Here is a 23,221-nt window from a genome sequence, read left to right as displayed (position 1 = left end):
AATCTGGCCACCATTGTTGGTTCATTGAGTCATGTTCACGCTCTCGCTAAATTAATTATTATATCTCTACAGGCGATCAAATGAAAATCGCCCCTTGTTATCTGTTCTGGGTGTTTCCGCCGCCTTTCCAGAACAGGCTACAATCACCGCCATGGACGAGACCACCATCCGCCGCCTGACGCAGCTCAACCGAGACTTCTACCGCACGGTCGGAGAGGAATTCGACCGGACACGCGGCCAACCCTGGCCCGGCTGGCTGATCCTGTGGGCACATCTGGCTGTACCGGCTGCGCCGGGCGTTTTTTCCGTGCTGGATGTCGGTTGCGGTAACGGGCGGCTGGGGCTTTTCCTGGCGGAACGGCTGCCGGCAGGTGTGGCGCTGCACTATCACGGGCTGGATACGGATGCTTCGCTGCTGGATCGGGCGGCACAGGCGCTGGCCGGGCACGGGGTCGCGCCGATTCTGGAGCAGCGCGACATCATCGCTTGCCCACCTGAGGCAGGAATTTATGATCTGGTAGCGCTGTTCGGCGTGCTGCATCATGTACCGGGGCGCGCTACGCGTCTGGCTCTGCTGCGGGCGCTGGCGGAGCGCGTCGCGCCGGGGGGGCTACTGGCCTTCACCTGCTGGCGCTTTTACGAGTACGCCCGCTTCCGGGCACGGATCGTCCCCTGGCCGGATGACCTGGCGGGGCAGGTGGAGGCGGGCGATTACCTGCTGGACTGGCGGCAGGGTGCTTCCGCTCTACGCTACTGCCACTACGTGGATGACGCCGAGCACGCCGCGTTGATCGCCGCGACCGACCTGGAAGTCGCCGCGATCTACCGTGCCGATGGGCGCAGCGGCGACTCCAACCTGTACGCGCTGCTGCGGCGGACGGCCAGCAGGTAGACCGGCCTCAGAGGATCAGGCTTCTTCCAGGTATGGCTCGCTGAGCTTGCTGCGCGTGGGCAGGGCGATGGAAAACACACTGCCGGGCAGGCGCTGCTCATCCCGGCCAGGGCTATCAACCCAGATGCGCCCGTCGTGGGCCTTGACGATCTCAGCGCAGATGGCCAGTCCCAGCCCCAGCCCGCCGCCCCGGAAGGCTACCTTGCTGGAGGCGTGGAGCTGGGTATCGCCCGCCGTGTAGAATCGCTCGAAGATCAGGGCCTGTTCCGCCTTGTCGATGCCGATGCCGGTATCCTGCACGGTGATCAGGACATGATCGCCATGCAGCATGGCCCGCAACGTGATCGTGCCACCGTCGGGCGTGTACTTGATCGCGTTGCTGAGCAGGTTAGCCAGGGCCAGCGCCAGCAGGTCGCGGTCGGCGTAGATGCGCACGCGGGCCTGGGTGGTGTCCACGATCACCCGCTGGCGGCGTTGCTCGATGGCGCGGGCGTAATCGGCCACCACCTTCTCGATCAGCGCTCCCACCTGCACCGGGTTGACGACCAGTTCGATGCGCCCGGAGGCAATCCGGCTGACCAGCAGGATTTCGTTGATCACGGCGGCCATGCGCTCGATGCCTTCCAGCAGCGTATCGACCAGAGCGGCGAACTCGCTGTCTTCCTGGGCCAGGCGGGCCACCACCGGGCTTTCCTGCAACAGGCGCCCGTAGCCGTAGATCACCGTCAGCGGGGTGCGCAACTCGTGGGAGGTCAGCTGGATGAATGCTTCCTTCATCCTGTCCAGCCGCTTGAGGTCGCTATAGGCGCGCTCCAGCTGGCGGATCTTGCTCTCCAACCGCTCGACAACTTCCTGGGAATAGGCGGTGCGGGCCTCCGCCAGGGCCTGCGGATCCACCTGATCCCGTTTCCCGGCCAGGTATTCGGCGATCTGGGCAGGGAGCGCGTCGATATCCAGCGGCTTGGCGATGTAACCGGTTAGCCCGGCGGCGATGGCCTTCTCGCGTTCACCGGTATGGGACAGGGCCGTCAGCGCGACGATCGGGGTGTGCTTGAAGTCGGGTAGCGCCCGCAGACGGGTAGTGACCTCCCGACCGGAAAGATCGGGCAGGTTGATGTCCATCAGGATCAGGTCCGGCTGGTGGATGCGGGCCATGTCGATTCCGGATAGGCCGTTAGGCGCGATGTACACCTCGTAACCGGCATGCTGCAACGTGCGCAACACCAGCAGCTGGCTACCGGCGTCATCTTCGATGTAGAGGATAGTCGGGCGTTTGCCTGCGGCCATCGCGCACGCTCCCCGGCGCTCAGTTCAGCGCCGCCAGGATGTTCTGAAGCAGCTTTTCGTCCATGGACGAGCCTTTTTGCAGCAAGGCGGCGATTTGACCGTTCAGGCGTTCCCGTTCGCAGGCGGTCAGTTCCTTGGCGGTCAGTACGATGATCGGGATGTGACGCAGGGATTCGTCGTTGTGGACAGCTTCGATCACCTGGAAGCCATCGATGCGGGGCATCATGATGTCGGTGATCACCAGATCGGGGTGTTCCTGCTGGATGCGGCGCAGTCCTTCGGCCCCATCGCGGGCGATTTCGACGGCGAAATTGCCGCGGGTTTGCAGGATGCGCTGGATCAGGCGGGCGGCATCCGGGTTGTCTTCGATGATCAGCACCCGGTTGAGGTCGCTATGCACCCCCTCCAGTGCGCTGAGCAGGCCCTCTGTTGGCAGGTTGATCCGCCCGCTGGCGGAAGCGATGTCCAGTTCGCGCTGCCACTGTTCGCCCAGGATGTGCTTTTCCACCGGCATCGCGTGGCCGGAGCAGTTGACGACCACCACATCGTCGGGGCGGATCTGGCCGCTCTGAGCCAGCTTGAACAACCCGGCGAAGGTCACGGCGGTGGCCGGTTCCACGCTGATGCCTTCCGTGCGGGCCAGGATGCGCATGGCGTTGAAGGCTTCTTCATCGGTGGCGCTCTCGGCGGCCCCGCCATAACGCTGCATGATCTCCCACAGGAGCTGGTAAGCGCGGCCCGGATTGCCGGTGCTGAGGGTGGCGATAATGGTTGCTGGCTCGTCGACCGGGGTGGCGATGGGCTGCCCGGCCTTCCAGGCGGTGACCATCGGCGCACAGCCGGCGCTCTGGATGATGCCGATCGCCGGCACACGGTCGATCAGGCCCAGGGCCTTTAGTTCCTCAAAGCCCTTGACAACCCCGATCGGCCCCATCCCCCCACTAACGCCCTGGATATACCAGTCCGGCGCCCGGCCATCAAGTTGCTCGGCCAGCTCAAAGGCCAGCGTCTTCATGCTTTCCACCGCGGCGATGGACTTGATCCCCCGATCTTCATACAGGCCCTTCTGCCGGGCGAAGCGGTTGGCGACCAGTTTGGTCTGGTCGTAGGTGCCGGTGACCTTGACCACTTCCGCGCCATACAGGGCGACCTCCCGCATTTTCTCGCTGGAAGCCAGGCTGGTCAGGAAGACCCAGAGCTTGATCCCGGCGCGGGCGGCATAGGCGGCGTAGGCCATGGCCACATTGCCGGTGCTGGCGACGACAGCTTCGGTGATGCCCATCTCGCGCATGACACTGATGGCAACCGACGCCTGGCGGTCCTTAAAGCTGTTGGTCGGCCCCTGACGTTCGTCTTTCAGGTAAAGATGGCGCAGGCCCAGCATGGCGCCAAGCTGCGGGGCAGGGATCAGCGGTGTGCCGCCCTCGCCCATGGTGACAATGTTGGCGGTATCGTGCAGCGGCAGCAGTTCGTGGTACCGCCAGATATCATGCCAGCGGCCGTCTAGGCGGCGCAGCCAGTTGCCATACTTGAGCGGTTCAAGATCGTACTCGGCGCGCAGGATATCTTCACCGCACTGCGGGCACGCTGGCATGGGACGGTTGTAAGCCATGCGGTGCCCGCAGTGCACGCAGACCAGTTCGATGTGCTTGCTACTCACGCGGCAGTCTCTCCGTTGCTGGAATGTTGACCACCCCTATTATCGCCGAGCAACGCCTGAATGTCAGCTAGCAGTTCTGCCTCGTCGAAGCTGTCGCTCCGCCGGATGAGGGTCAGGCCATCGGGCCGGGCGTCATCGGCGGCCGGGGTGTGCCCGCCGGCGATGATCAGGATGGGCAGCTGGTGCGTCAACGGGTCTGCCCGCAGGCGGCTGTGAATCTCGCTGCTGTCGATCCGCGAGCCAGTTTCAGGCGCGGTCAGGTTGAGCAGGAGCAGGTCGGGCTGCTGGCGGACGATTGTATCCAGGCCGCGCTCGACATCATCGGCGATTTCCACCAGGCAGCGGCCCTTGGTTCGCAGCAGATCGGCGATGGCGCTGGCTGATTCCGGCTGGCCGTCGATGAGCAGTACATTGCGGCGGGCAGGGAGTGTATCGACCTGGCGCACGGCGGCGAGCAGGGTTTCTTCCAGGAAGGGCTTGGCCACGTAAGCTGCTGCGCCCAGCGCCAGCGCGCGCGCCCGATCTGGCTCCAGCGTGCAGACGATCACCGGGATGTGGGCGCTATCCGCACTGCTGCGCAGCCGCTCCAGCAGCGACCAGTTGGCCCCGGCGGGTGTCCGCACATCGAGCAGGATGATATCCGGCTGGACGGCCTGAAGCAGGTCGCCGACTCGGTCGTGGGCGGCAGTGGCTTCAACGGTGTAGCCGTGCTTATTCAGGTGGCGGCGGTAGGCCTGATGCATGGCCAGTTCGCTGTCCACCACCAGCACGATCTTACGCCGGGGCGGTGCGAGTGGCCGGGGCGGAGGCGCCGGTTCAGCGGGCGCGGCGGCGGCTGCCGGGCCGGTCAAAAGGGCAGCCTCCGGGCGCGGGGTGGCGCCGGTCTGCCCGGCGGGCTGGCTGGCTGCCGCCTGCTTGGGGAAGGCCGGGATAACAAAGCTGAAGGTGGAGCCAACGTTGAGCGTACTTTCCACCCATAACTCGCCGCCCATCATCTCGATCAGGCTGCGGGAGATCGGCAAGCCCAGCCCTGTGCCGCCGCTGGCGCGGGTCAGGGAGCCGTCAACCTGCTCGAAGGCGATGAAGATCGTCTCCTGCTTGTCTTCCGGGATGCCGATGCCGGTATCGGTCACGCTGACCTGGATGTACGGGCCATCCTCCCGCTGGACATTGAAGGCCGAGATGGTGATTGAGCCTTCGTGGGTGAACTTGGCAGCGTTGGAAAGCAGGTTAAGCAGCACCTGGCGGGTGCGGATTTCATCACCCCAGACGCGGGGCAGGTTGTCTTCCAGTTCGACATGCAGGCGGACGGCTTTGTCCTTGAGCAGGCCAACGCTCATCGAACGGGCTGCTTCGATCACCGGGCGCAGGTCGAATTCGCTGATCGTCAGGGCCAGTTTATCAGCCTCGATCTTGGCCTGGTCGAGGATGTCGTTGATCAGGTTGAGCAGGTGCTGGCCGCTGGCGTGGATGGTCTCCAGGTCCTGGCGTTGCAGGTCAGTCAGCGGGCCGTCGATGCCCTTGAGGATCACCCGGCTGAAGCCGATGATCGAGTTGAGCGGTGTGCGCAGTTCGTGCGACATATTGGCCAGGAACTGGCTCTTGACTTTGTCCAGTTCGCGCAGCCGCACATTGGCCGCCTGCACTTCTTCCAGCAGGCGGATGTTCTGCACCACGGCGCTGATCGACCCGGCCAGCGCCTGGAGCAAGCGCAGGTTGCCTTCGTGGTAAACACCTGTCTCTTCCTTGAAGAGCACGATCAAGCCCAGCATGGTGTTGCCGCTCAGGAGTGGCGCGGCGATCAGGCTGCGCAGGTTGGTGGCGATGATGCCGGGGCCATCGACCAGGTCATGCAGGTCGGGCAGGAGGAAAGGCCGGCGCTCGCGGAGCGCCTGGCGGGCGATCCAGCCGGTCAGCGGGATTCGCTCCGAAATGGCATAGCCGGGATTGCAGTGCGCCGCTACCCGCTGCAGGCTATCACCGCCGGGAGAAGCCAGGTAGACGCCAACCGCATCTGCCGGAAGCACGCCGCGTAGCTGATTGACCACGGTTTCCATGCTGGCTTCCAGGCCGGGCGTCTCTGCAGCGAGGGTGGTGACGTTGAACAGGAAGGCCATATCCTCGGCCTGTTGCTGTGTGCGGGCGAAGAGCTGGGCATTGCGGTATGCGGTGGTGACCTGGGTAGCGAAAAGCTGGATCAGCGTCAGTTCCTCGGTGGTGAATTCCCGCCCGCCCGCGTAGATGTCCAGCCCGATCGACCCCAGGACGTGCTCGTCGTGGGTGAGGAAGGGCACCAGCACCAGCTCGTTGATCCCGACGCCCAGCAGCGCCCCGCGGGTCGCTTCGTCCAGCAACGGGCTGCTGCGGACATCGGGCACAACGACCGGCTGGCGGGTGGAACGGTAGACTTCGGTCCACCAGGTGCCTTCCAGCGGCAGGACGATGCCCCGCGTGCCGGTGTCAGGGTACTCGGCGCGCACGATGCCCAGTTCAGGGTTCTGCTCCATAGCTGTGGCGATGCCAACATGGTCGACTTTGAATTCGGCCGCCAGGTAACGGGCCGCAGCATTGAGAATCTCGTCCGCATCGAGCAGGGTGGCCAGCCCCTGGCTGGCTTCCAGCAGGCTCTGCAGGCTGAGCACCTGCCGGGAGAGCGCTTCCGTGTAACGCTGGGTTTGCTCGAACAGGCGGGCGTTGGCCAGAGCGATGGCGATCTGGTCGGCCAGCGAGGTCAGGATGGCCACATCTTCGTCAGTGAAGGCGCCCGGCTGGCGCGACTGCACGTCCAGCGCGCCGAGCACCTGCCCCCGCGAGATCAGCGGGAGGGCCATTTCCGAGCGCGTATCCGGCAGGTAGGGGTTGGGGCGGTGGATCACGCGGGCATCGGACGTATCCAGTGCGATGACCGGCTCCGCACGGGCAGTAACCTGCCCGATCACGGAGTTGGAGCCGACCGGCAGCGACCAGTTGATGCTCAGCAGAATCTGCCCGGCTTCGCCCGTGCTGGCTTTGAGCACGGCGTTTTCCCGCGCGTCGTCCAGCAGGAAGATCTGGACGTGGTCGTACTGGAACGAATCGCGGATCAGGTTGACGATGCGGGGCAGCAGGACGTTGACGTCCAGGATGGAGATCGCGTCGCGGCTGACCTGGGCGGAAGTCTGCAGCTGGCGGGCGCGATGCTGGGTCTGGCGCAGCAGGCGCAGATTCTGCAGGGAGATGGTCGCCATCTCCGCCAGGTTCTGGTAAATGCGCAGTTCACGCGGGCTATAGCGACGGGGGTGCGGCGCGCCGAACAGCAGCGCGCCCGCTGGCGTGCCGCCCATTTCCAGCGGGGCGACCACCAGCGCGGCGATTCCCAGCGCCAGGTACGATAGCCGGCTTTCCTCGGATAGCCGGGCATCCGTTGCGATATCATCGATCGCCAGCAGGGTCGGCGTGGCCAGTTCCGGCCAGTGCGGGTACTGAGCGGCGGTGAAACGCATCCCGCTCAGGTCGGGCAGGCTTCCATCCTGCGACCAGACCGCCGCGATCTCGACCTCGGCTTCCGGTCGGTCCCAGCCTCGGCCATGCAGCAGGAACAACTGCGCTGCGCTGACCTCCGAGGCGGCAGCGGCGCGGGCCAGCGTAGTAAGCATATCCTGCACACTGCTGACATCGGCAATCCGGCTGGCGGCCTCATAGAGGATACGGGCCTCTTCCAGCGAACCCTGGGTCTGGCGTAGCAGCGTCCAGTTGTTGATGATCATGGTGGCCTGGTCGGCCAGTGTCACCAGATAGTTGCGCTCATCCGGCAGGAAGTGCCGTGCCACGGGCAGGGCCATCAGCAGGCGACCGATGACTTTGTCGCGCAGGTAAAGCGGCAGGGAGATCAGCGCCTGCCCGTCGGTTGCGGCCAGGTAGAGGCGCTCAACGGCAGGCAGGGCGTCTGTTTCGGGGGCGCTGGTAGCGTTTTCCACGTAGCAAGCCGGATGGTCAAAGGCCTGCGCCAGATCGATCTCAGCCAGCGCGGAATCGCCCGGCCAGTCAGCGCCGTCAGCATGCCAGTGGTGGAGATGCTGGAAAGTGTCCTCAACCAACAGGTAGATATCCAGGTGGGATGGCGCGTAGTCGGCGGCCAGCAGGCTTTGCAGCACGGCTAGCGTTTCCTCAACGGAACCGGCGTCGCGCAGGGCCTGGCTGGCGCTGTAGAGCCGCTCGGTCTGCCAGAGAATCTGGCGAGTTGGCGTTGCTGGCAACGCGCTCAGCGGCAGGCCAGCGGCGCCCGGCTTCAGGAGGTCCTGGCTGAGGGCCAGGCCGATCACGCTGGCGGCCGTCTGCAGCGCCTCATCGACCGCGGCGGGCATGGTCAGCCCGGCAGGCAGGCGTACCAGCAGGGCATGAGCGACGTTGGGCGCGTCGCTGATCAGTACGGGATAGATGCCGATGTTTTCGCGTTCCCCAGCCAGGATCGCCGGCGCCTTACGCTGAAGCGCTTCCGCCAGAGCGGGGTGTTCGGCGGCCGTCAGGACGGCGGGCGCCAGCGGTTCCACCCCGCGCCAGGCCCGGCGGGTGATGTGCTGGCCGTCCCAGTCAACCAGCGCCGTGCTATCCAGCGGCGGCAGGTTGGCCAGCAGCGTGTCCAGCAACCCCGACGCCAGCGCAGGAGTGAAGGCATAGCGGCGGGCGGCGGCAGCCAGCGCGGTTGTCAGCGCAGGGATCAATGCAGGGGAAGGCGGTGCGGTCATAGCGGCAACTCCTTGGGTCCGGGGGGGGCGGCCAGCTAGCGCCACTCCCAGACCGGTTCACCATTAAGGATGCGCCGGATCTGGTCCGGGAAACGGTCGGGGTCGAGCGGCTTGCCCAGAAAGCCGTTAAAACCGGCACGCCGGGCCTTGAGCATCTGTATTTCGCTGGCCTCAGCGGTCATGGCGACGATCGGCGTCTTGACCAGGCGCGGGCTGCTGCGCAGTTTGAGGAGCGCCTGGTAGCCATCTTCATAGGGCAGCCGCAGATCCATCAGGATCAGGTCAATGCGCGGCAGGGTATCCGCATACTGCACTACCTGCCAGCCACTGGTCTTCCATTCGCAGTTGCGGATGCCCATCGCCGCCAGCAGGCGGGCCAGGAGCACGAAATTGGGGACGTTGTCTTCTACGACCAGAATCCAGGCATCGCTCAGATTCTGGTCAAGCACAGGCAGGCCAGGATTCATCCACCCCTCCGCAGGTAATGTTGCACTTCAAGTGGGAACCTGTCAACATCGATAGGCTTGGGGATGTACCCGTCGCAAACCTGCAGGGCGCGGGTGCGTTCCTCAGGCATAACATTGGCGGTCAGGGCGACAATCGGCACAGCCTGTAACGCCGGAATCTGACGCAGGGTACGGGTGGCCGCCAGGCCATCCAGTTCCGGCATGCTCAGATCCATCAGAATCAGGTCGGGCGTCAGCTCTTTGGCCAGGGCGATCCCGGTTCCGGCGTTTTCCGCTTCGATGACTTCCAGGCCCTCAGCTTCCAGGATGCGGCGAACCAGGGTGCGATTCGCGCTGTTGTCCTCGATTACCAGCACTTTGCCCATGATGCCATCTCTCCCGCCATCAGGCTTGCGGCGGATCTCAATCACTTTTAGTTTAGCACGAGAATAAAGTGAGGTTCAGCTTATGCTACAATCTTCCTATATTTTTCATAAATTATTTAGCCGTACATTTTTCCCCCTTTGTCTGTCCACTGCCGGGAATTCGCTGCCGGGGCGAGTCGCCTGTGCTACAATCGCCGGGCACATCGGCTATCCATAGCAGAAGGCAAGGCGAGGTTGGCGAATGGGCACCAACAACAGGCGGTATACCCCGGAGCGTGTGCTGGTCATTGTGGCGCATCCGGATGACATCGAGTTCAGTGTGGCCGGGACGATCGCCCGCTGGGTGCGGGACGGGGCCAGGGCACGCTATATCCTCTGCACCAGCGGTCAGGTGGGCATCAAAGACCCCGCCGTCACGCCGGAGGAAGCGGCGGCCATCCGCGAGGCGGAACAGACCGCTGCCGCCCGCGTTGTCGGCGTGGAGGAAGTGGTCTTCCTGCGCCATCCGGATGGTCTGCTGGAGAACACCATCGCTTTGCGCCGCGAGCTGGTGCGCGAGATCCGGCGCTTCCGTCCGGAGGTGTTGATCACCCAGGACCCGACGGCGCTGTTTGTGGGCGAGAGTTACATCAACCATCCCGATCACCGCGCGGCGGGCAGCGCGGCCCTGGATGCCGTCTTCCCGGCGGCAGGGATGCCGGCGCTTTTCCGCGAACTGGAGGCCGAAGGCCTGACCGCTCACGAGACGCGCAAGGTCTATGTCAGTACCTGGCAGCACGCCGATACATTCGTTGATATCACCGAGACGATCGACCTCAAGATCGCGGCGCTCAAACAGCATGTCAGCCAGATGGGCGGCTGGGACCCTACCGAACGGATCAAGCAGTGGGCTGCCGAACGCGCCAGAGGGCTGGAGATCGCCTACGCGGAATCGTTCCGGGTGATCACCCTGCGCACCGATGAAGAATGGGCGCGTTGCAAGGGGCATGTCCTGCCGGAAGAATGCCCGCAGCCGGAGACAGAAGCCGAGGCGCTGACCGGCTAGGCCACATTCCCCGGCTGGTCTTCTGCTATCCGCTGCACGGGCTGGCGCAGGATGGTGCGCATTTTCTCCGGGGCGGTGCGGCGCGGATCGCTCAGGTAGATCTCGTGATGCTTGCCAGCCGGGGCCAGCCCGTGAGCCGGTAAATATTCATCGTGTAAGCGGGCCAGCGTCGGCGCTTCGGCCTCGTACGGGCCGATGTGCATGATCTGCACGGAAAGCCCCTCGTGGTACGTCTCAAAGCGCAGTCTGTCCAGCGCGGGCAACGCCTTCTTGCGGCGTGTCTCCTCTATTGCTCGCGCTGCCAGCGCCGCCGTGACCGGCTCCGGCTGCATGATCATCATCGTCCAGAGCCAGGCGTCTTTGTCCGCCAGGGAAAAGGCGCCCATGTCTGCTGTCCACCACAGCCCTTCCGGTGGCCCGACCGTGAAATCTACGCTGTACTCGCGTTTGCAGATGAACTTGAGGGCGTAGGCAACAGCATACAGCGCTTCCAGCGCCTGTGTGTAGGCGGGGGCGGTGTTGGGGTTGCCCTGCCCGTCGATCATCAGGAAGTTCATGGGCGGTACATCCACGATGGCGAAATCCCTGCTGCCCGGCTGGTAAAGGTGCTTGAGGTCTTTTTTGAAGTCCAGTTTCTTCATGTTTTTCCCCCTGGATGCTTACACAAAGTATAGTGGTTTTCGCAGCGCCGGGATGTGACGTACACTTGGGGGTGAACACATCTGCACCCGTTATTGTGCTGCGCAGGAGGCCGTCATGACCCCCCGGAGGCTTGCTCTTATCCCCGGACTGCTTGTGCTGCTGGTGGCAATCGGCTGTACTGGTGGCAGCGCGGCCATCCCGACGGTGGCCTCTTTGCCGACGGTCACGCCAACGCCGCTGCCGGTGACGCCGACGATCACGCCGCCCCCCACCTGGACGCCCGCGCCGCAGCGAGTGCTTTCCTGCGGGGAGGTAATCGCGGCGACGGCGCGGGAAGTCCAGACGTTATGCGCCGGTCTATCCCCCGGTGAGGCCTGCTACATCAGCCCGCGTGTTGAGGTGATTCTCCGCCCGGTCACCGGCCAGCCGGTCTTCAGCGCGCCAGGCGATCGCATCATGCAGACGCTGTTCAGCCAGATTCGCACCTTTCCCTATGAGTCGGCGACCAACTCATGGGGGATGGCCCTGCTTTCTGTCGCCACGCGACCCGGCATCAGGCCTGATCAGGCTGTGGGGGTGTTGCTCTATGGCGACGCCACGGTGGTTGACATCGGCGGCGGGAACGGCTTCTTCCAGAACATGGTCGTCCTGACCGGCCTGCCCGATCCCTACTGCACCGGGGGGCCTTTGCCCGCCGTGATCCTGCAGACACCGCCGGGAGCGACATCTGACCATCTGATCAACGGCGTGCTGGTGCGCCTGCAGGGGACACTGCTGATTCGCGCCCCGGCTCGCGCTGCCATGGTGCTGGCCCTGCTCAGCGGACGGGCGGAGGTCAGCACGGCTGACGGCGGGATCGAGATGCCCGCCGGGACGCAGGTCTACACGACGTTGGGCGGGGCCAGCGGCTTTGAGCCAGTCGGTCCGCTGACGCTCCAGCCGCTGAGCGAGGAGAACCGGGCTGCCCTGCCGCTGGCGGCGTTGCCGCGTGCGGTGGCTGTCAGCCTGCCAGTGTTGCAGACGCCGCAGCCAGTGCAGGCGACGGAGATACGCTTTGTCCGTCCGCCAACACGCACGCCCATCCCGACCGCCACGCCGCTGGTGCCGTTCGTGGGAACTCCGCCCGGCGGAATCTACCTGACCTTCAGCGGTAAGCGCCTGGAGCCAGGCACGACGGCAACCGGGACGGTTCCCCCTGGCGGAAGCGACAGCTGGGTATTTACCCCGCGCGGGCTGGCGCCCGCGGCAGTGGATTCCTTTGAAGTGACGGCGCTCAGTGACTGGGACCCGATCCTGACCATCGAGTCAGCCACGTGGGGCGTCTACGTGCCGGAGTACGATAGCATGGCCGACCGGACAGAGCGCTACCGGGCCTCGCTGGCGGGCAGCGGCGGCGACTGGCGGATCACCATCCGCGACGCCGATGGCGGGGGCGGCACCTATACCATCCGCTACATCTGTCTGGGGGCGTGCACCAACGAGCCACAGGGGGACGGGTAGGGCCTGCTCAGTCGAGAGTGAGCAGATCGTCCTCATCCGGCGCAGGGCGAGGAGCGCCCGGAATCAGGCGGCGGGTGGCCCCGTCGCCGATCAGCACCTGGCGGGCCAGCGGGCTGTTGATGCGGCGCAAGGCAGCCTCTGCTACCTGGCGCACGCGGGGATCGTCGTCTTCCAGCGCGGCGGCCAGCCCCGGCACGGCCCAGCGCGCCTCAATCTGGCCCAGCACAGCGGCGGCCCGGCGACGTACCTGCCAATCGTGATGGCGCAACGCCCCGGCCAGAGCCAGCACATCCGGCGCGCTTTTGAGGGCCAGCAGCGCTTCCACAATCACATAACGCACGTCATCGGGGGTGGTGGCGCGGGAAAAGGCCGCCAGCAGCGGTTCCACCGCGCGCCTGTCGCCTAGTTCGCCCAGCAGCCGGGCCGCGGCGCGAACATCCGCATCGTTGGGGCTGTCCAGCAGGGCGATCAGACCCGCTACATCCCGCCGCGCCGCCAGGTCGTCGGGAGTGCTGGCCTGTTGCAGGCTATTCAGGGCGATCGACAGGCTGGCCACCACCTGCCAGTTGTGTTCCAGCGCCAGGGCAGCCATCAGAGCGGGGACGGCGCTTACGGCCCCCAGCTGGCGGAGGGCGCTGGCAGCTTCTTTGCGGACGATCGGATCGTTGTGGCGCAGGGCGTCGATGAGGCCGTCGATATCATGGCGGGCCTGTAGCCGCCGGACGTTGACATAGGAGATTGGCTGTGTTTCCACGCTGCGGAGACTCCGTGTTTGTTTCCCCATCGGCATTGTAGCACAGCCTGATTCTCGTTGAGGGACTGACTGGCCGGGTTGCCGCAACCTTCCTCTACAGCTTGCGTATACAATGATGTAAAGCAAGCGCTATAGAGCCTGCCCATTCGTTGGCAGATCAAAAAGCAGGGGAGGAATAAGCAATGTCGGATATGGAAAACCCGGTTCCCACCGAAGAGATGGAAGAGGAAACCAGCGGCACACCGGCCAAGGAAGAAGGCGGTTTCATTGAGGAGTTGACGGTTGCGGGCAGCCAGCTTGTCCGCGAAGTTGAGCGTCTGATCAGTGAGGGCAACGTCCGCCGCCTGATCATCAAGCAGGATGATAAGATTCTGCTGGAAGTCTCGTTGACGCTGGGCGTGGTCGGCGCTGGCGCACTGGCAATCTTCGCCCCGTTCCCGGCGGTGCTGCTAGCCGCGGTCGCCGCGCTGGCGGCGGCCGTCAGCAAGGTCACCGTGGTGATCGAGCGCTCCGACAAGGGCAACGATATGGAAATCCCGCAGGAGCCGGAGGAGAAACAGGAGTAGGTCGTTTCATCGCCGTCTGCGGTATGGCAACCGCCAGGTAACCGGGCGCCGCTGGATATTCCGGCGGCGCTTTTTGTTGCGCCGGTGCCTGCGTCGGGATCGCGACGGCCATAGGGTGGGCAGGCGTCAAATCGCCCGGTGCGGATTCGGCTACAATGAAGCATGCACGAATGTCGCTTGTGGTCATCGTAGAAGGAGCTGAGGGGAATGCGTTATCTTTCGTTGCTGGTGGTTGTGGGGATATTGCTGGCGGCCCTGCCGGTTGGGGCGCAGGAAGGCAGCTGCGCGCTGCCAGCGCGCCTGACTATTGGACGTTATGCAGTGGTGACTCCACAGGGGGCGTTGCTCAATGCGCGGCAGGAGCCTGGTACGGAGTCCACCCTGGTCGGGCAGCTGAAAGAGGGGGATTTGCTGGAAGTGCTGGATGGCCCGCGCTGTATCGCCGGTCTTAACTGGTGGCAGGTCAACACGATGATGGCGGGCGCTGTCTGGGTCGCTGAGGGCGCGAACGGCGAGTACTGGGTGGAGCCGTACGCTTTCGTACCGGAGCCACCCGTTGTGTTGAATGTGCCGCTGACCCCGCCAGTGATCACGACGCCGCAGGTGCCGCTGCCCGCCGCTGTCCCGGCAGGACGGCCTGCTGTGCTGAGCGGTGGCTTTGCTCGCTGGGACTGGGAAGCTTTCCTGGCGGATCGCTATGACACCGGCCCAGACCCGCTGGCCCTGCAGCTCCCGGACGTTTACGCGGGCGATTTCCCCGTCCCTCCGGTGAACCTGAGCGAGGTGCGTTTTGTGGTGGATGCCGGGCTGAGCAACACCCAGCTGGCCCTGCTGGCGCAGAACGGGTTTGTGGTTGTGCCGGGCGGCTACGCGCAGTTTGATCAGGTCTACACCGACGGCACCTGGCCGCAAGAAGAGGGCAAAGGCGATTTCGTCACCACCGATGCCCTGCTGCACGCGCTGTTCCTGACCTATCAGAACGCGCTGATGTTCCTGGAACAGGGCGGCTTTTATGGGCAGGTCGCTGCTTTTGTGGGCGGTGGCTATGCGGCGGCTGAGCAGCAGTGGGCGCAGACCACCGGCACGCCCCTGGAGGAGAATGCTCGCCGTGCAGCAATCTACTACGCCGTGCCGTTGATCCTGCTGGCCGATGGCGAGTCGAGCTACGTCAACGCGTTGAACCAGGAGACGCTTTTCAGCGAGGGAGATGTCATCCCTTCAGCCCGTCTCAGGGTGATGAATCCAGCCATCCGCGCTGAGGCGGAGCCGATCGTGGCTCTGATCCGGGCGGCGGAGGGTCGGCTGGATGTGCCGATTCTGGATGATCTGGAAGAGGATTTCAGCCAGTACAAGGTACGTGGCTACTATGCCGGTAATCCGGTGCTGGAATCGTACTTCCGGGCGATGATGTGGCTGGGGCGGATCACATTCAAGGCCCGCAGCGAGGTCGACACCCTGACCGGCCTGCTGGCACTGCGCGCCCTGCTCAACAGCGGCGCTTACGACCGCTGGCAGGCGATGGCCGAGACGCTGGCCTTCATGGTCGGGCCGATGGACGATCTCAGCCCGGCTGAGTATGAGCCGCTGGCGGCGCAAATCTTTGGCGCCGGGCTGCCGCTGGACACGCTGGCCGATCCGGCCCGCCTGGACACTTTCCTGGCGGGGGTGGCGGCGCTGCCTGGCCCGCGGGTCAACAGTCTGCCGCTGCCGATCGGCATCACCGCCGAGCAGGTGGACGAGTTCACCCGGGGCTTTCGCCTGTTCGGGCAGCGCTTCACGCTGGATGGCTACATCATGCAGCAGTTGATCTACCCGGAGGTTGGCACGGCGCAGCAGTCGCGGGCGCTGCCGCTCGGCCTGGATGTCGCCGCCGCGCTCGGTTCTGACCATGCCTATGTCCTGGCCGACCAGGCCGGCGCGACCGCTTTCCAGAACTATACGGAGAATCTGGCCGCGTTGCGCAGTGAGGTCAACGGCATGGCGGCGGAGGCCTGGCTGGAGAATCTGTACGGCGGCTGGCTGTGGGCGCTGCAACCGCTGCTCGCCCGCGATCCAGTGCTCGTCCCGCCGTTGATGCAGACCGACGCCTGGAAGTACAAGGACATCCTCACCACGCTGGGCAGCTGGACGGAACTGAAGCATGCCACACTGCTCTACGCCGAGCAGCCGTACGGCGGGCTGGGCGGGGGCGGCTGGACGCCACCCGTGACCAGCACCAGCATCGTGGAGCCGAATCCGGAGGTCTTCGCCCGGATCGCGATTGTAGCGGCGGCGCTCAGCCAGGGCCTGGATCAGCGCGGCTACCTGCAGGAAGGCTGGTCAGGCCGCCCGATCGACGCTGTGAACGGCGCCCTGCGCAACCTGGCCGTGCTGGCCGCCCGCCTGGCCGAGATGGCCCGCAAGGAGATCGCCGGCGAGGAACTGACCTACGACGAGCTTTACTTCCTGCAGGAGCAGTTCGGGCAGACGCTGTGGTACATCCGCTATGAGGTCGAGCAGTGGATCCCGGAGCCGCCGGAGACAGTAGCGCTGGTGGCTGACGTGGCCAGCAACCCGTCCGCCGGCACGGTGCTGGAGGAGGCGATCGGAGAAGTCGACCTGATCTACGTGGTGGCGAATGGCCCGCACGGCCTGCACCTGACGCGCGGCGCGGTCTACAGCCAGTACGAGTTCATCCAGCCGATCGATAACCGCCTGACCGATGACGACTGGCGGGCGATGGTGGCCGCTGGCGAGTTGCCGCCGCGCCATGCCTGGACCAGCCTGTACTTCGGCGAGTAGAGCGGGGGAAGATGAAGGGGTGCGGCCAGAGCACTGGCTGCGCCCCGTTTGATCTCCTACAGCGTGCCATGGTCTGAAACCCGGCGTGTGCCGCTTGCGTATTACTTCGCCGTCACTCGGTTCTATAAGGAGGTAATTCAGAATGCTCAGAATTGCACTTGGCGCTTTCATGGTGTTGCATGGGCTGGTTCACCTGTGGCCGGTCACGTTGAGCCTGGGACTGACCGAGTTCAAGCCGGAGATGGGCTGGTCAGGCAACTCGTGGTTGTTCACCGGTTTGCTGGGAGAACCGGCCACGCGCGCTCTTGCCAGCGTTGCCTTCATCGTGGCGACCCTGGTATTTGTATTGGGCGGGGTAGGTATCCTGGTGAAGGCAGGCTGGTGGCGCCCGGTATTGGTGGGCGCAGCGGTGATCTCCACCGCCAGCCTTGTGCTTTTCTGGGATGGGGGAATGCAGCAACTGGTGGAAAAAGGGCTGCTGGGCGTCCTGATCAATGTGGCGATTCTGGTGGTGCTGCTCGTCTTCAAATGGCCGTTGGAGGAGACGCTCTGAGCGGGCCAATCATCCAGGGGGCGCGGCCAGAGCACTGGCTGCGCCCCTGTCGTTTGCGCCGCCCTGGCGGTTAGAGGATCTGGCTCAGGAAGAGCCTGGTGCGTTCGTGCTGCGCGTTCTCAAAGAAGTGCTGTGGCGTCCCCGCTTCCACGATGCGCCCCTGATCCATAAACAGGACACGGTCAGCCACCTCGCGGGCGAAGCCCATCTCATGGGTGACAACGATCATGGTCATTCCGCTCAGGGCCAGTTCTTTCATCACATCCAGCACCTCTTTGATCATTTCCGGATCAAGCGCGCTGGTCGGCTCGTCAAAGAGCATGATCTTGGGGTCCATGGCCAGGGCGCGGGCGATCGCTACCCGCTGCTGCTGCCCGCCGGAAAGCTGGCCGGGGTACTTGGCCGCCTGCTCCGGGATGCCCACCCGCTCCAGAAGCTGCATCGCCCGCTGTTCGGCTTCCGCTTTGGGCCGCCGCCGACTCCAGCGCTGGGCCAGGGTGATGTTATCCAGCACGGTCAGGTGGGGGAACAGGTTGAACTGCTGGAAGACCATACCGATCTCACGGCGGATGGCGGCGATGTTACGGATGTCGTTGCTCAGTTCCATCCCGTCGACGATGATCTGGCCGGTCTGGTGCTCCTCCAGACGGTTGATACAACGGATGAAGGTAGACTTGCCGGAGCCGGATGGCCCGATAATGACTACCACTTCCTTCGGCAGAATCTCCACGGAAATGTCCTTGAGGACATGGAAATCGCCGAACCATTTATTGACCTGGCGGCAGATGATGATTGGCTCGTCCCGGAAGTCGTCCTGTAGTGATGTGCTGACCATTGCCTCAACTCCCCACTTACTGATGGGCAGGCGGCGGGCCTTATCCGCGCCGCACCACTCCGCTGCCGGTCGCCTCCAGGCGGCGGCTAACCCACGACATCAGGTAGCTCATGACGAAATAGATCACAGAGATGAAGACCAGTGTCTCCCGCTGCAGACCAATGTATTCGGCTTGGTTGATCACCGAGCGGGCGATGCCCAGCAGGTCGAGCAGGCCGATGATCAGCACCAGCGATGTATCTTTGAACAGGCTGACAAACTGGCCCATGATCGCCGGGATCACGGCCCGCAGTGCCTGTGGCAGCACGATCAAGGCGATGATCTGCCAACCGGGCATCCCCAGCGCCTTGGCCGCTTCCGTCTGGCCGTAAGGCACGGCCTGCAGCCCGCCGCGTACAATCTCCGCCAGGTAGGCCGCGCTGAAGAAGGTGATGCCGAACATCGCCCGGATCACGTTGTCCACGCTGGACAGGCGGGGATCGAGCAGCGGGACCAGCAACGAGGCCATGAACAGAATCGTGACCAGCGGCACGCCACGCACCAGCTCGATGGCCAGCGTGCAGAAGATGCGTACCACCGGTAGCTCGCTGCGACGGCCCAGCGCCAGCAGTACGCCGATCGGGAAAGCAGCGACAATGCCCACCACGGTCAGTGTCACCGTCAGTAGCAGCCCGCCCCAGCGCTCCATGCTCACGACCGGCAGGGAGGGCGCGCCTTCCACGCCCAGGATCAGGATGAAGATCAGCACCGATGAGATTGTCCAGGCGGCCAAAGCAACACGTTTGGCCCACCACTGCCCCCGGATCAGGGCGCCCAGTCCATAGCCTGCCGCAGTGACTATGATCATGACCAGCACGAAGTCGCGCAGGGCCAGGCTGATCGGCCCCAGGTGCAGCTTGACGTAATCGCTCAGGGTGGCCAAGCCCTGAAAGCCCAGCAAGGACGTATCCATCACTCGGACACGGCGGCCTTCCAGCGTCGGCGGTAGCCCGTAGAGCGCCTCACGTGCCGTGATTTCCCCGCCAGCCGTGGAAAGCGGCATGATAGCCGAAATGTCCAGCCAGAAGGCGCCGGCTTCTCCCTCTCCTGCCAGCTCCAACAGGTACCAGCCGCCTTCCGGAAAGGTCCAGGTCAGCGTTGCCGACCGCGGGGCAGGGCCGGCGGCCAGGGAGACCAGCGTCTCGCCCGCCGCGTTGCGCAGGATGACTGTCGCCACCAGATCTGGCGGTATCTCCGCTGGCGGTTCCTCCCCTGCGGCGCGGGCGCGCTCCGCCTGAAGTTGTGCTGCGCGCATGTTCTGCCGCCCCAGGCCGTAGACCGTCAGCGAAGCAGAATCGATGAAGCCTTTTGGCGGTGGCGTCTCAAAAGAGGTGGGCTGCAAGGTGAAGGTGACTGTCTGGCCTGCCTGCGCGGTATAGGCCAGGACTGGCAGCGGCTCGGTGGTAGGGCCGCCGATCAGCAGATGCACGTCGGGGATCGGTAAGCTGGCAGCCACCACCGGGAAGATGAACAACAGGGCCAGGCTCACGACCGCCACCGCCACCACCACCCACCCGGCGCGGCCCCATAGCCGCCAGGCCAGCCCAATCAGGAACATCAGCACTGCCGCGCCGATCAGCGGGCGCCAGGCCTGATCCTGTGGGTAGCGACCTAGAGCAAAGAGTTGCAGGTTGCTGGTGATCACGGCCCAGTTGGCCTGCTGGATGGCCCAGCGCAGCACCGCCGCGAGCGACCAGACTAGAAAAGCGGCAGTCAGGATGCTGAGCACACTGTTGCCCCATGAACTGAACAGGTTCTCCCGCAGCCAGCCCAGCACGCCCGTCTCCACCACGGGTGGCTTGCGCGTGGGCGGGGGGGCGGTTTCAACGTAGTAATCTATCCCGGCCACGTTAGCGCTCCTTCAGCTTGAGTCGCGCATTGATCCAGTTCATGACCGCCGAGATCGACAGACTCATGGTCAGGTAGGCAAGCATGACCGAGGCGAATAATGTCACCACCTGGCCGGTCTGGCTCATCAGGGTCTTGGAAATCTGGAAGACATCGGCGTAGGCGATGGCCGTGGCCAGGCTGGAATTCTTGGCCAGGTTCAGGTATTGGTTACCCAGCGGCGGTATGATCACGCGCAGCGCCTGCGGCAACACCACGAGCTGGAGCGTCTGGCCATAAGTCAGACCCAGGGCTCGGGCGGCCTCGATCTGCCCGTAAGGGACGGCCTGGATTCCCGCCCGTACGATCTCGCCAATGAACACCGCTGTATAGAGCACCAGCCCGACCACCAGCGAGGCGTATTCCGGCGTGATCATCTCCCCGCCTTCAATGCGCCGAATTACGGTCACGCCGTCGGGCCGTTCGAACAGAGTGGGCTGGGGCAGGTTGATCCCGAATGGAGGTGGGCCAATCACCAGCCAGCCTACTACGGCAAAGGGGATGACCGCCAGCAGACCAAGCAACCACTGGTGGCCAGGCTGGCCGGTGTCCCGCTGGTAGCGCGCTCGTACATACCAGACCACCATCCCCGCTACCATCCCGACCAGGACATAGGTCAACCACAGTGGGAAAGTCTCCGTTGTGAAAACTGCCGGGATGACCAATCCCCGGTTGCTGAGGTAGACCGGACCGGGCAACACCGTTGCTTCCTGAATCTGGGGTAGAGCGCGGAAGACGCCCTGGTAGAAGAAGAGCAATTGCACCAGCAGGGGCGTGTTGCGGAAGATTTCCACGTAAGCCTGGGTCAGGGTGCGCAGCAGCCAGTTGCGGGAAAGCAGGGCAACCCCGACCAGTATACCCAGGATGGTGGCAGCGACCAGCCCGACGCCGACCGCCCGCAATGTGTTGATCAGGCCGACAGTGAAGGCCCGTAGGGTCGTGTCGGTAGCACGGACGCCCGGCCCCTCGGCGAAGTCAAAACCGGCTGGCGACTGCCAGAAGTCCAGGCTGGGACGCTGGCCGATGGCGGCAAGGGCGGTCAAGATGTTGTTGACCAGAGTCAGGATGATCAGGATCGTCACGAGCGCGAAGATAAACTGGGCTGCGATCTGAATGACCCGGATGTCCCGCCAGAAGGGAATAACCTGGTGGACGGTCACGTCAAATGTGCGCGGGCGTCTCTCCATACGTTGTTATCCTTGTCATGAAGAAGCTCCCCGGTCATCGGCAGAGGAAGGCCCAGGGGGGGAATACGGCAGAGGCAGCGTTGCGGGCTGCCCCTGCCGGAAGTGCTGCTCTATGACGACTGATGGGTTAGCGCCAGGCAGGCGCGTACTGCAGGCCGCCCTGGCTCCACAGGGCGTTGTAGCCGCGCGCCATGCCCAGGCCGTCCGCCCCCAGATGACGCTCGAAAATCTCGCCGTAGTTACCTACTGCGCGGATGACGTTGGCCATAAAGTCATTGGCCAAACCCAGTTTGCCGCCGATGCCCAACGAGCCATCCAGGAAGCGGGCAATCTGCGCGCCGACACGGGCGGTGTAGGCTTCGTCATTCTCACCATCCTGGCGGAGGAACTGATCGAGGTTGGCCGAGGTAATACCGAATTCCTCTGCCTGGATCAGGCCGTAGGTTGTCCAGTTGATGATGTCGGCGAACTGCGAGTCGTTTTGCCGGTAAACCGGCCCCAACGGTTCTTTGGAGATATTCTCCCGCCAGATGTAATAGGCAGCAGGGTCGGCCTGAGCCGCACGCAAGGCAACCAACTGCGAACGGTCAGAAGTCTCCACATCGCAACGGCCATCGACAAAAGCTGACATGGTGTCAGCCGTGCTCTCGAAGGTCAGCAGCTCGAACTGTAGGCCGCGGGCATTCATAGCGTCGGTGATGTTCTTCTCGGTGGTTGTCCCAGCGGTGGAGCAGATCGTCACACCGTTGAGGGCGTCCCAGTTATCTTCCAGGCCTTCGCCCACGCGGACCATCAGCGTCTGACCGTCGTAGAAGTTGGTCGGGCCAAAGTCCAGGGCGTTCTCCGTGTCACGGGTGAGCGTCCAGGTGGTATTCCGAACCAGCACATCGATCTCGCCAGCGGCCAGCGCTGTGAGCCGGTTTTGCGTGCTGACGACGTTCAGTTCCAGGGTGGCGGCGCTGGCCTCACCGAAAATAGCAGCGGCGTATGCCCTACAGAAGTCGATGTCGAAGCCGACAATTTCGCTAGTGTTGGGGTCAAGATACCCGAAGCCGAGCAGTTCCTGGTTGACACCGCAGATCAACTTGCCGCGATCACGCACAAGCTGGAGCGTGCCGCCCTCCTGTGCCAGGACGGAAACCGCCCCGGCCAGCAGGGCCAGGGTCACGATGGTGAGAAACAAGAAGCGTGTGTGACGAAGCATTGGATCCTCCATGAAGAATATTGAACAATCCCGCCCGGTATGGGAGGGAAGGCACCCATCAACAAGAAAGAACTCTCGGTAGCGGCACAACCGCCGCCCTGCACAACAACCAACAGAGTATTGTGAGTTAATTTATCCGGTGTTGATGGTTAAGATGTAGCATGAGGACGCCAGATTGTCAAATCGCTCAGTGCAGTATAGTCGGCCCGGCGATACCGGCGATATGACGAAGCCGCATGGCTTTGCAAGCGGATCGGTCGGATGCTTCTCACTGCTCAGGGTCGGGAAGGCGACTCACGACTCGTGGCCTCCTTCTTGCTGGGCCAGCCAGTCCTCACGGGTGACGAATTCGCCGCCGGTAACCGATTTCTCCAGCAGGCGCTTGCTGGCGTCAAAGGTGAAGTCGGCCTCCAGCCGCTCGAAGCTACGCTGCCCGACGAGTGTCTTGTGAGTGTAATAGCCGGAGATGCGTTCGCCCTCGTATTCTGGCGAAAGCTGGTTGAGGTCCAGGCGCAGGCGGATGATCTCGCCGCTGCGCCGGCTGCGGATGTAGAAGTACATACCGCTGGTGTCGCGCGACGCGCCGCCGCCAAACAATCGCTTGAGAAAGTCCATCCCCTTGCCTCCCTGACGCTAATCCGGAAGCTGCCCGGCATTCCAAGCATACCACACCGGCGGCTGGCCGGGAACGGAGCAGCCGGCGGAAACACGGCTGTTGCAAAGTTGTCAGGGAGGAGCCAGAAGCAGGTCAAGCGCCAGGTCGAGCCGAGCATTGAAGAAGCGGCGTGCTTGGGGAATGAAGTCGAACTTCAACAACCGGATGAGCCCCAGGG

Annotated in this window: 18 protein-coding genes; 6 read left to right on the top strand and 12 right to left on the bottom strand. The window is 64.1% G+C overall.

Annotated elements, in window-relative coordinates:
- Nucleotides 1–94 precede the first annotated feature (94 nt).
- Nucleotides 95–892: a class I SAM-dependent methyltransferase gene (locus tag HPY64_09855; GenBank protein NPV67435.1), complete on the top strand. Its 798-nt coding sequence runs from the start codon at nt 95–97 to the stop codon at nt 890–892.
- A gap of 15 nt (nt 893–907) precedes the next feature.
- On the opposite strand, the gene HPY64_09850 is transcribed toward HPY64_09855, so the two are convergent.
- The 5 genes from HPY64_09850 to HPY64_09830 are packed head-to-tail and all read right to left on the bottom strand — an operon-like array spanning nt 908 to nt 9,398.
- Nucleotides 908–2,179: a hybrid sensor histidine kinase/response regulator gene (locus HPY64_09850; GenBank protein ID NPV67434.1), complete on the bottom strand. Its 1,272-nt coding sequence runs from the start codon at nt 2,177–2,179 to the stop codon at nt 908–910.
- Nucleotides 2,180–2,198: 19 nt separating this feature from the next.
- Nucleotides 2,199–3,839 carry a threonine synthase gene (gene thrC / locus HPY64_09845; GenBank protein ID NPV67433.1) on the bottom strand — a complete coding sequence of 547 codons (1,641 nt, stop codon included), beginning with the start codon at nt 3,837–3,839 and terminating at the stop codon, nt 2,199–2,201.
- Nucleotides 3,836–8,563, bottom strand: coding sequence for a GAF domain-containing protein (locus HPY64_09840; protein ID NPV67432.1), 4,728 nt, complete (start codon nt 8,561–8,563; stop codon nt 3,836–3,838). The genes thrC and HPY64_09840 overlap by 4 nt, the downstream gene beginning before the upstream one ends.
- 35 nt (nt 8,564–8,598) lie before the next feature.
- The gene (locus HPY64_09835; protein NPV67431.1) at nt 8,599–9,030 is read right to left on the bottom strand and encodes a response regulator; all 432 of its coding nucleotides are present in this window, start codon (nt 9,028–9,030) and stop codon (nt 8,599–8,601) included.
- Nucleotides 9,027–9,398 carry a response regulator gene (locus HPY64_09830; GenBank protein ID NPV67430.1) on the bottom strand — a complete coding sequence of 124 codons (372 nt, stop codon included), beginning with the start codon at nt 9,396–9,398 and terminating at the stop codon, nt 9,027–9,029. The genes HPY64_09835 and HPY64_09830 overlap by 4 nt, the downstream gene beginning before the upstream one ends.
- A gap of 238 nt (nt 9,399–9,636) precedes the next feature.
- Here HPY64_09830 and HPY64_09825 point away from each other — a divergent pair, with 238 nt between their 5' ends.
- The gene (locus HPY64_09825) at nt 9,637–10,440 is read left to right on the top strand and encodes a PIG-L family deacetylase (protein ID NPV67429.1); all 804 of its coding nucleotides are present in this window, start codon (nt 9,637–9,639) and stop codon (nt 10,438–10,440) included.
- Here the strand turns inward: HPY64_09825 and HPY64_09820 are convergent.
- Nucleotides 10,437–11,081 carry a hypothetical protein gene (locus tag HPY64_09820; GenBank protein NPV67428.1) on the bottom strand — a complete coding sequence of 215 codons (645 nt, stop codon included), beginning with the start codon at nt 11,079–11,081 and terminating at the stop codon, nt 10,437–10,439. The genes HPY64_09825 and HPY64_09820 overlap by 4 nt on opposite strands.
- Before the next feature lie 115 nt (nt 11,082–11,196).
- On the opposite strand from HPY64_09820, the gene HPY64_09815 reads away from it, so the two are divergent.
- Nucleotides 11,197–12,582 carry a hypothetical protein gene (locus HPY64_09815; GenBank protein ID NPV67427.1) on the top strand — a complete coding sequence of 462 codons (1,386 nt, stop codon included), beginning with the start codon at nt 11,197–11,199 and terminating at the stop codon, nt 12,580–12,582.
- Between the two features lie 7 nt (nt 12,583–12,589).
- Here the strand turns inward: HPY64_09815 and HPY64_09810 are convergent, their stop codons facing one another.
- Entirely contained in the window at nt 12,590–13,336 is a 747-nt protein-coding gene (locus HPY64_09810) for a HEAT repeat domain-containing protein (GenBank protein ID NPV67426.1), read from the bottom strand.
- 218 nt (nt 13,337–13,554) lie between these two features.
- On the opposite strand from HPY64_09810, the gene HPY64_09805 reads away from it, so the two are divergent.
- The 3 genes from HPY64_09805 to HPY64_09795 all read left to right on the top strand — a co-directional run bounded on the left by HPY64_09805 (nt 13,555) and on the right by HPY64_09795 (nt 17,236).
- Nucleotides 13,555–13,902, top strand: a complete 348-nt coding sequence (locus HPY64_09805) for a DUF4342 domain-containing protein (protein ID NPV67425.1) — start codon at nt 13,555–13,557, stop codon at nt 13,900–13,902.
- Nucleotides 13,903–14,109: 207 nt separating this feature from the next.
- Complete coding sequence (locus HPY64_09800) at nt 14,110–16,683, top strand: DUF3160 domain-containing protein (protein NPV67424.1); 2,574 nt, start codon at nt 14,110–14,112, stop codon at nt 16,681–16,683.
- 142 nt (nt 16,684–16,825) lie between these two features.
- Nucleotides 16,826–17,236, top strand: a complete 411-nt coding sequence (locus HPY64_09795; protein ID NPV67423.1) for a hypothetical protein — start codon at nt 16,826–16,828, stop codon at nt 17,234–17,236.
- A gap of 70 nt (nt 17,237–17,306) precedes the next feature.
- Here HPY64_09795 and HPY64_09790 read toward each other — a convergent pair whose 3' ends face one another.
- From HPY64_09790 to HPY64_09770, 5 genes are all read right to left on the bottom strand, one after another.
- Nucleotides 17,307–18,071, bottom strand: a complete 765-nt coding sequence (locus HPY64_09790; GenBank protein NPV67422.1) for an amino acid ABC transporter ATP-binding protein — start codon at nt 18,069–18,071, stop codon at nt 17,307–17,309.
- A 40-nt stretch (nt 18,072–18,111) separates the two neighbouring features.
- Nucleotides 18,112–19,113: an amino acid ABC transporter permease gene (locus HPY64_09785; GenBank protein ID NPV67421.1), complete on the bottom strand. Its 1,002-nt coding sequence runs from the start codon at nt 19,111–19,113 to the stop codon at nt 18,112–18,114.
- Between the two features lie 847 nt (nt 19,114–19,960).
- Complete coding sequence (locus tag HPY64_09780; GenBank protein ID NPV67420.1) at nt 19,961–21,184, bottom strand: ABC transporter permease subunit; 1,224 nt, start codon at nt 21,182–21,184, stop codon at nt 19,961–19,963.
- 127 nt (nt 21,185–21,311) lie between these two features.
- Nucleotides 21,312–22,388, bottom strand: coding sequence for an amino acid ABC transporter substrate-binding protein (locus HPY64_09775; protein ID NPV67419.1), 1,077 nt, complete (start codon nt 22,386–22,388; stop codon nt 21,312–21,314).
- 294 nt (nt 22,389–22,682) lie between these two features.
- On the bottom strand, nt 22,683–23,003 hold the full coding sequence (locus HPY64_09770) for a hypothetical protein (GenBank protein NPV67418.1): 321 nt from the start codon (nt 23,001–23,003) through the stop codon (nt 22,683–22,685).
- Between the last annotated feature and the right edge of the window lie 218 nt (nt 23,004–23,221).

The sequence above is a fragment of the Anaerolineae bacterium genome (assembly GCA_013178165.1).
GTDB lineage: Bacteria > Chloroflexota > Anaerolineae > Aggregatilineales > Ch27 > Ch27.
The sequence above is the reverse complement of the archived record's forward strand: the minus strand, read 5'-3'. Positions and strand labels throughout refer to the sequence as shown.

Bases quoted from the DNA above. Each gene is read 5' to 3' on its own strand.
- HPY64_09850 (NPV67434.1), bottom strand. From the start codon at position 2,179: ATGGCCGCAGGCAAACGCCCGACTATCCTCTACATCGAAGATGACGCC.
- HPY64_09840 (NPV67432.1), bottom strand. From the start codon at position 8,563: ATGACCGCACCGCCTTCCCCTGCATTGATCCCTGCGCTGACAACCGCG.
- HPY64_09835 (NPV67431.1), bottom strand. From the start codon at position 9,030: ATGAATCCTGGCCTGCCTGTGCTTGACCAGAATCTGAGCGATGCCTGG.
- HPY64_09825 (NPV67429.1), top strand. From the start codon at position 9,637: ATGGGCACCAACAACAGGCGGTATACCCCGGAGCGTGTGCTGGTCATT.
- HPY64_09820 (NPV67428.1), bottom strand. From the start codon at position 11,081: ATGAAGAAACTGGACTTCAAAAAAGACCTCAAGCACCTTTACCAGCCG.
- HPY64_09815 (NPV67427.1), top strand. From the start codon at position 11,197: ATGACCCCCCGGAGGCTTGCTCTTATCCCCGGACTGCTTGTGCTGCTG.
- HPY64_09805 (NPV67425.1), top strand. From the start codon at position 13,555: ATGGAAGAGGAAACCAGCGGCACACCGGCCAAGGAAGAAGGCGGTTTC.
- HPY64_09800 (NPV67424.1), top strand. From the start codon at position 14,110: ATGCGTTATCTTTCGTTGCTGGTGGTTGTGGGGATATTGCTGGCGGCC.
- HPY64_09795 (NPV67423.1), top strand. From the start codon at position 16,826: ATGCTCAGAATTGCACTTGGCGCTTTCATGGTGTTGCATGGGCTGGTT.
- HPY64_09790 (NPV67422.1), bottom strand. From the start codon at position 18,071: ATGGTCAGCACATCACTACAGGACGACTTCCGGGACGAGCCAATCATC.
- HPY64_09785 (NPV67421.1), bottom strand. From the start codon at position 19,113: ATGCCGCTTTCCACGGCTGGCGGGGAAATCACGGCACGTGAGGCGCTC.
- HPY64_09780 (NPV67420.1), bottom strand. From the start codon at position 21,184: ATGGAGAGACGCCCGCGCACATTTGACGTGACCGTCCACCAGGTTATT.
- HPY64_09775 (NPV67419.1), bottom strand. From the start codon at position 22,388: ATGCTTCGTCACACACGCTTCTTGTTTCTCACCATCGTGACCCTGGCC.
- HPY64_09770 (NPV67418.1), bottom strand. From the start codon at position 23,003: ATGGACTTTCTCAAGCGATTGTTTGGCGGCGGCGCGTCGCGCGACACC.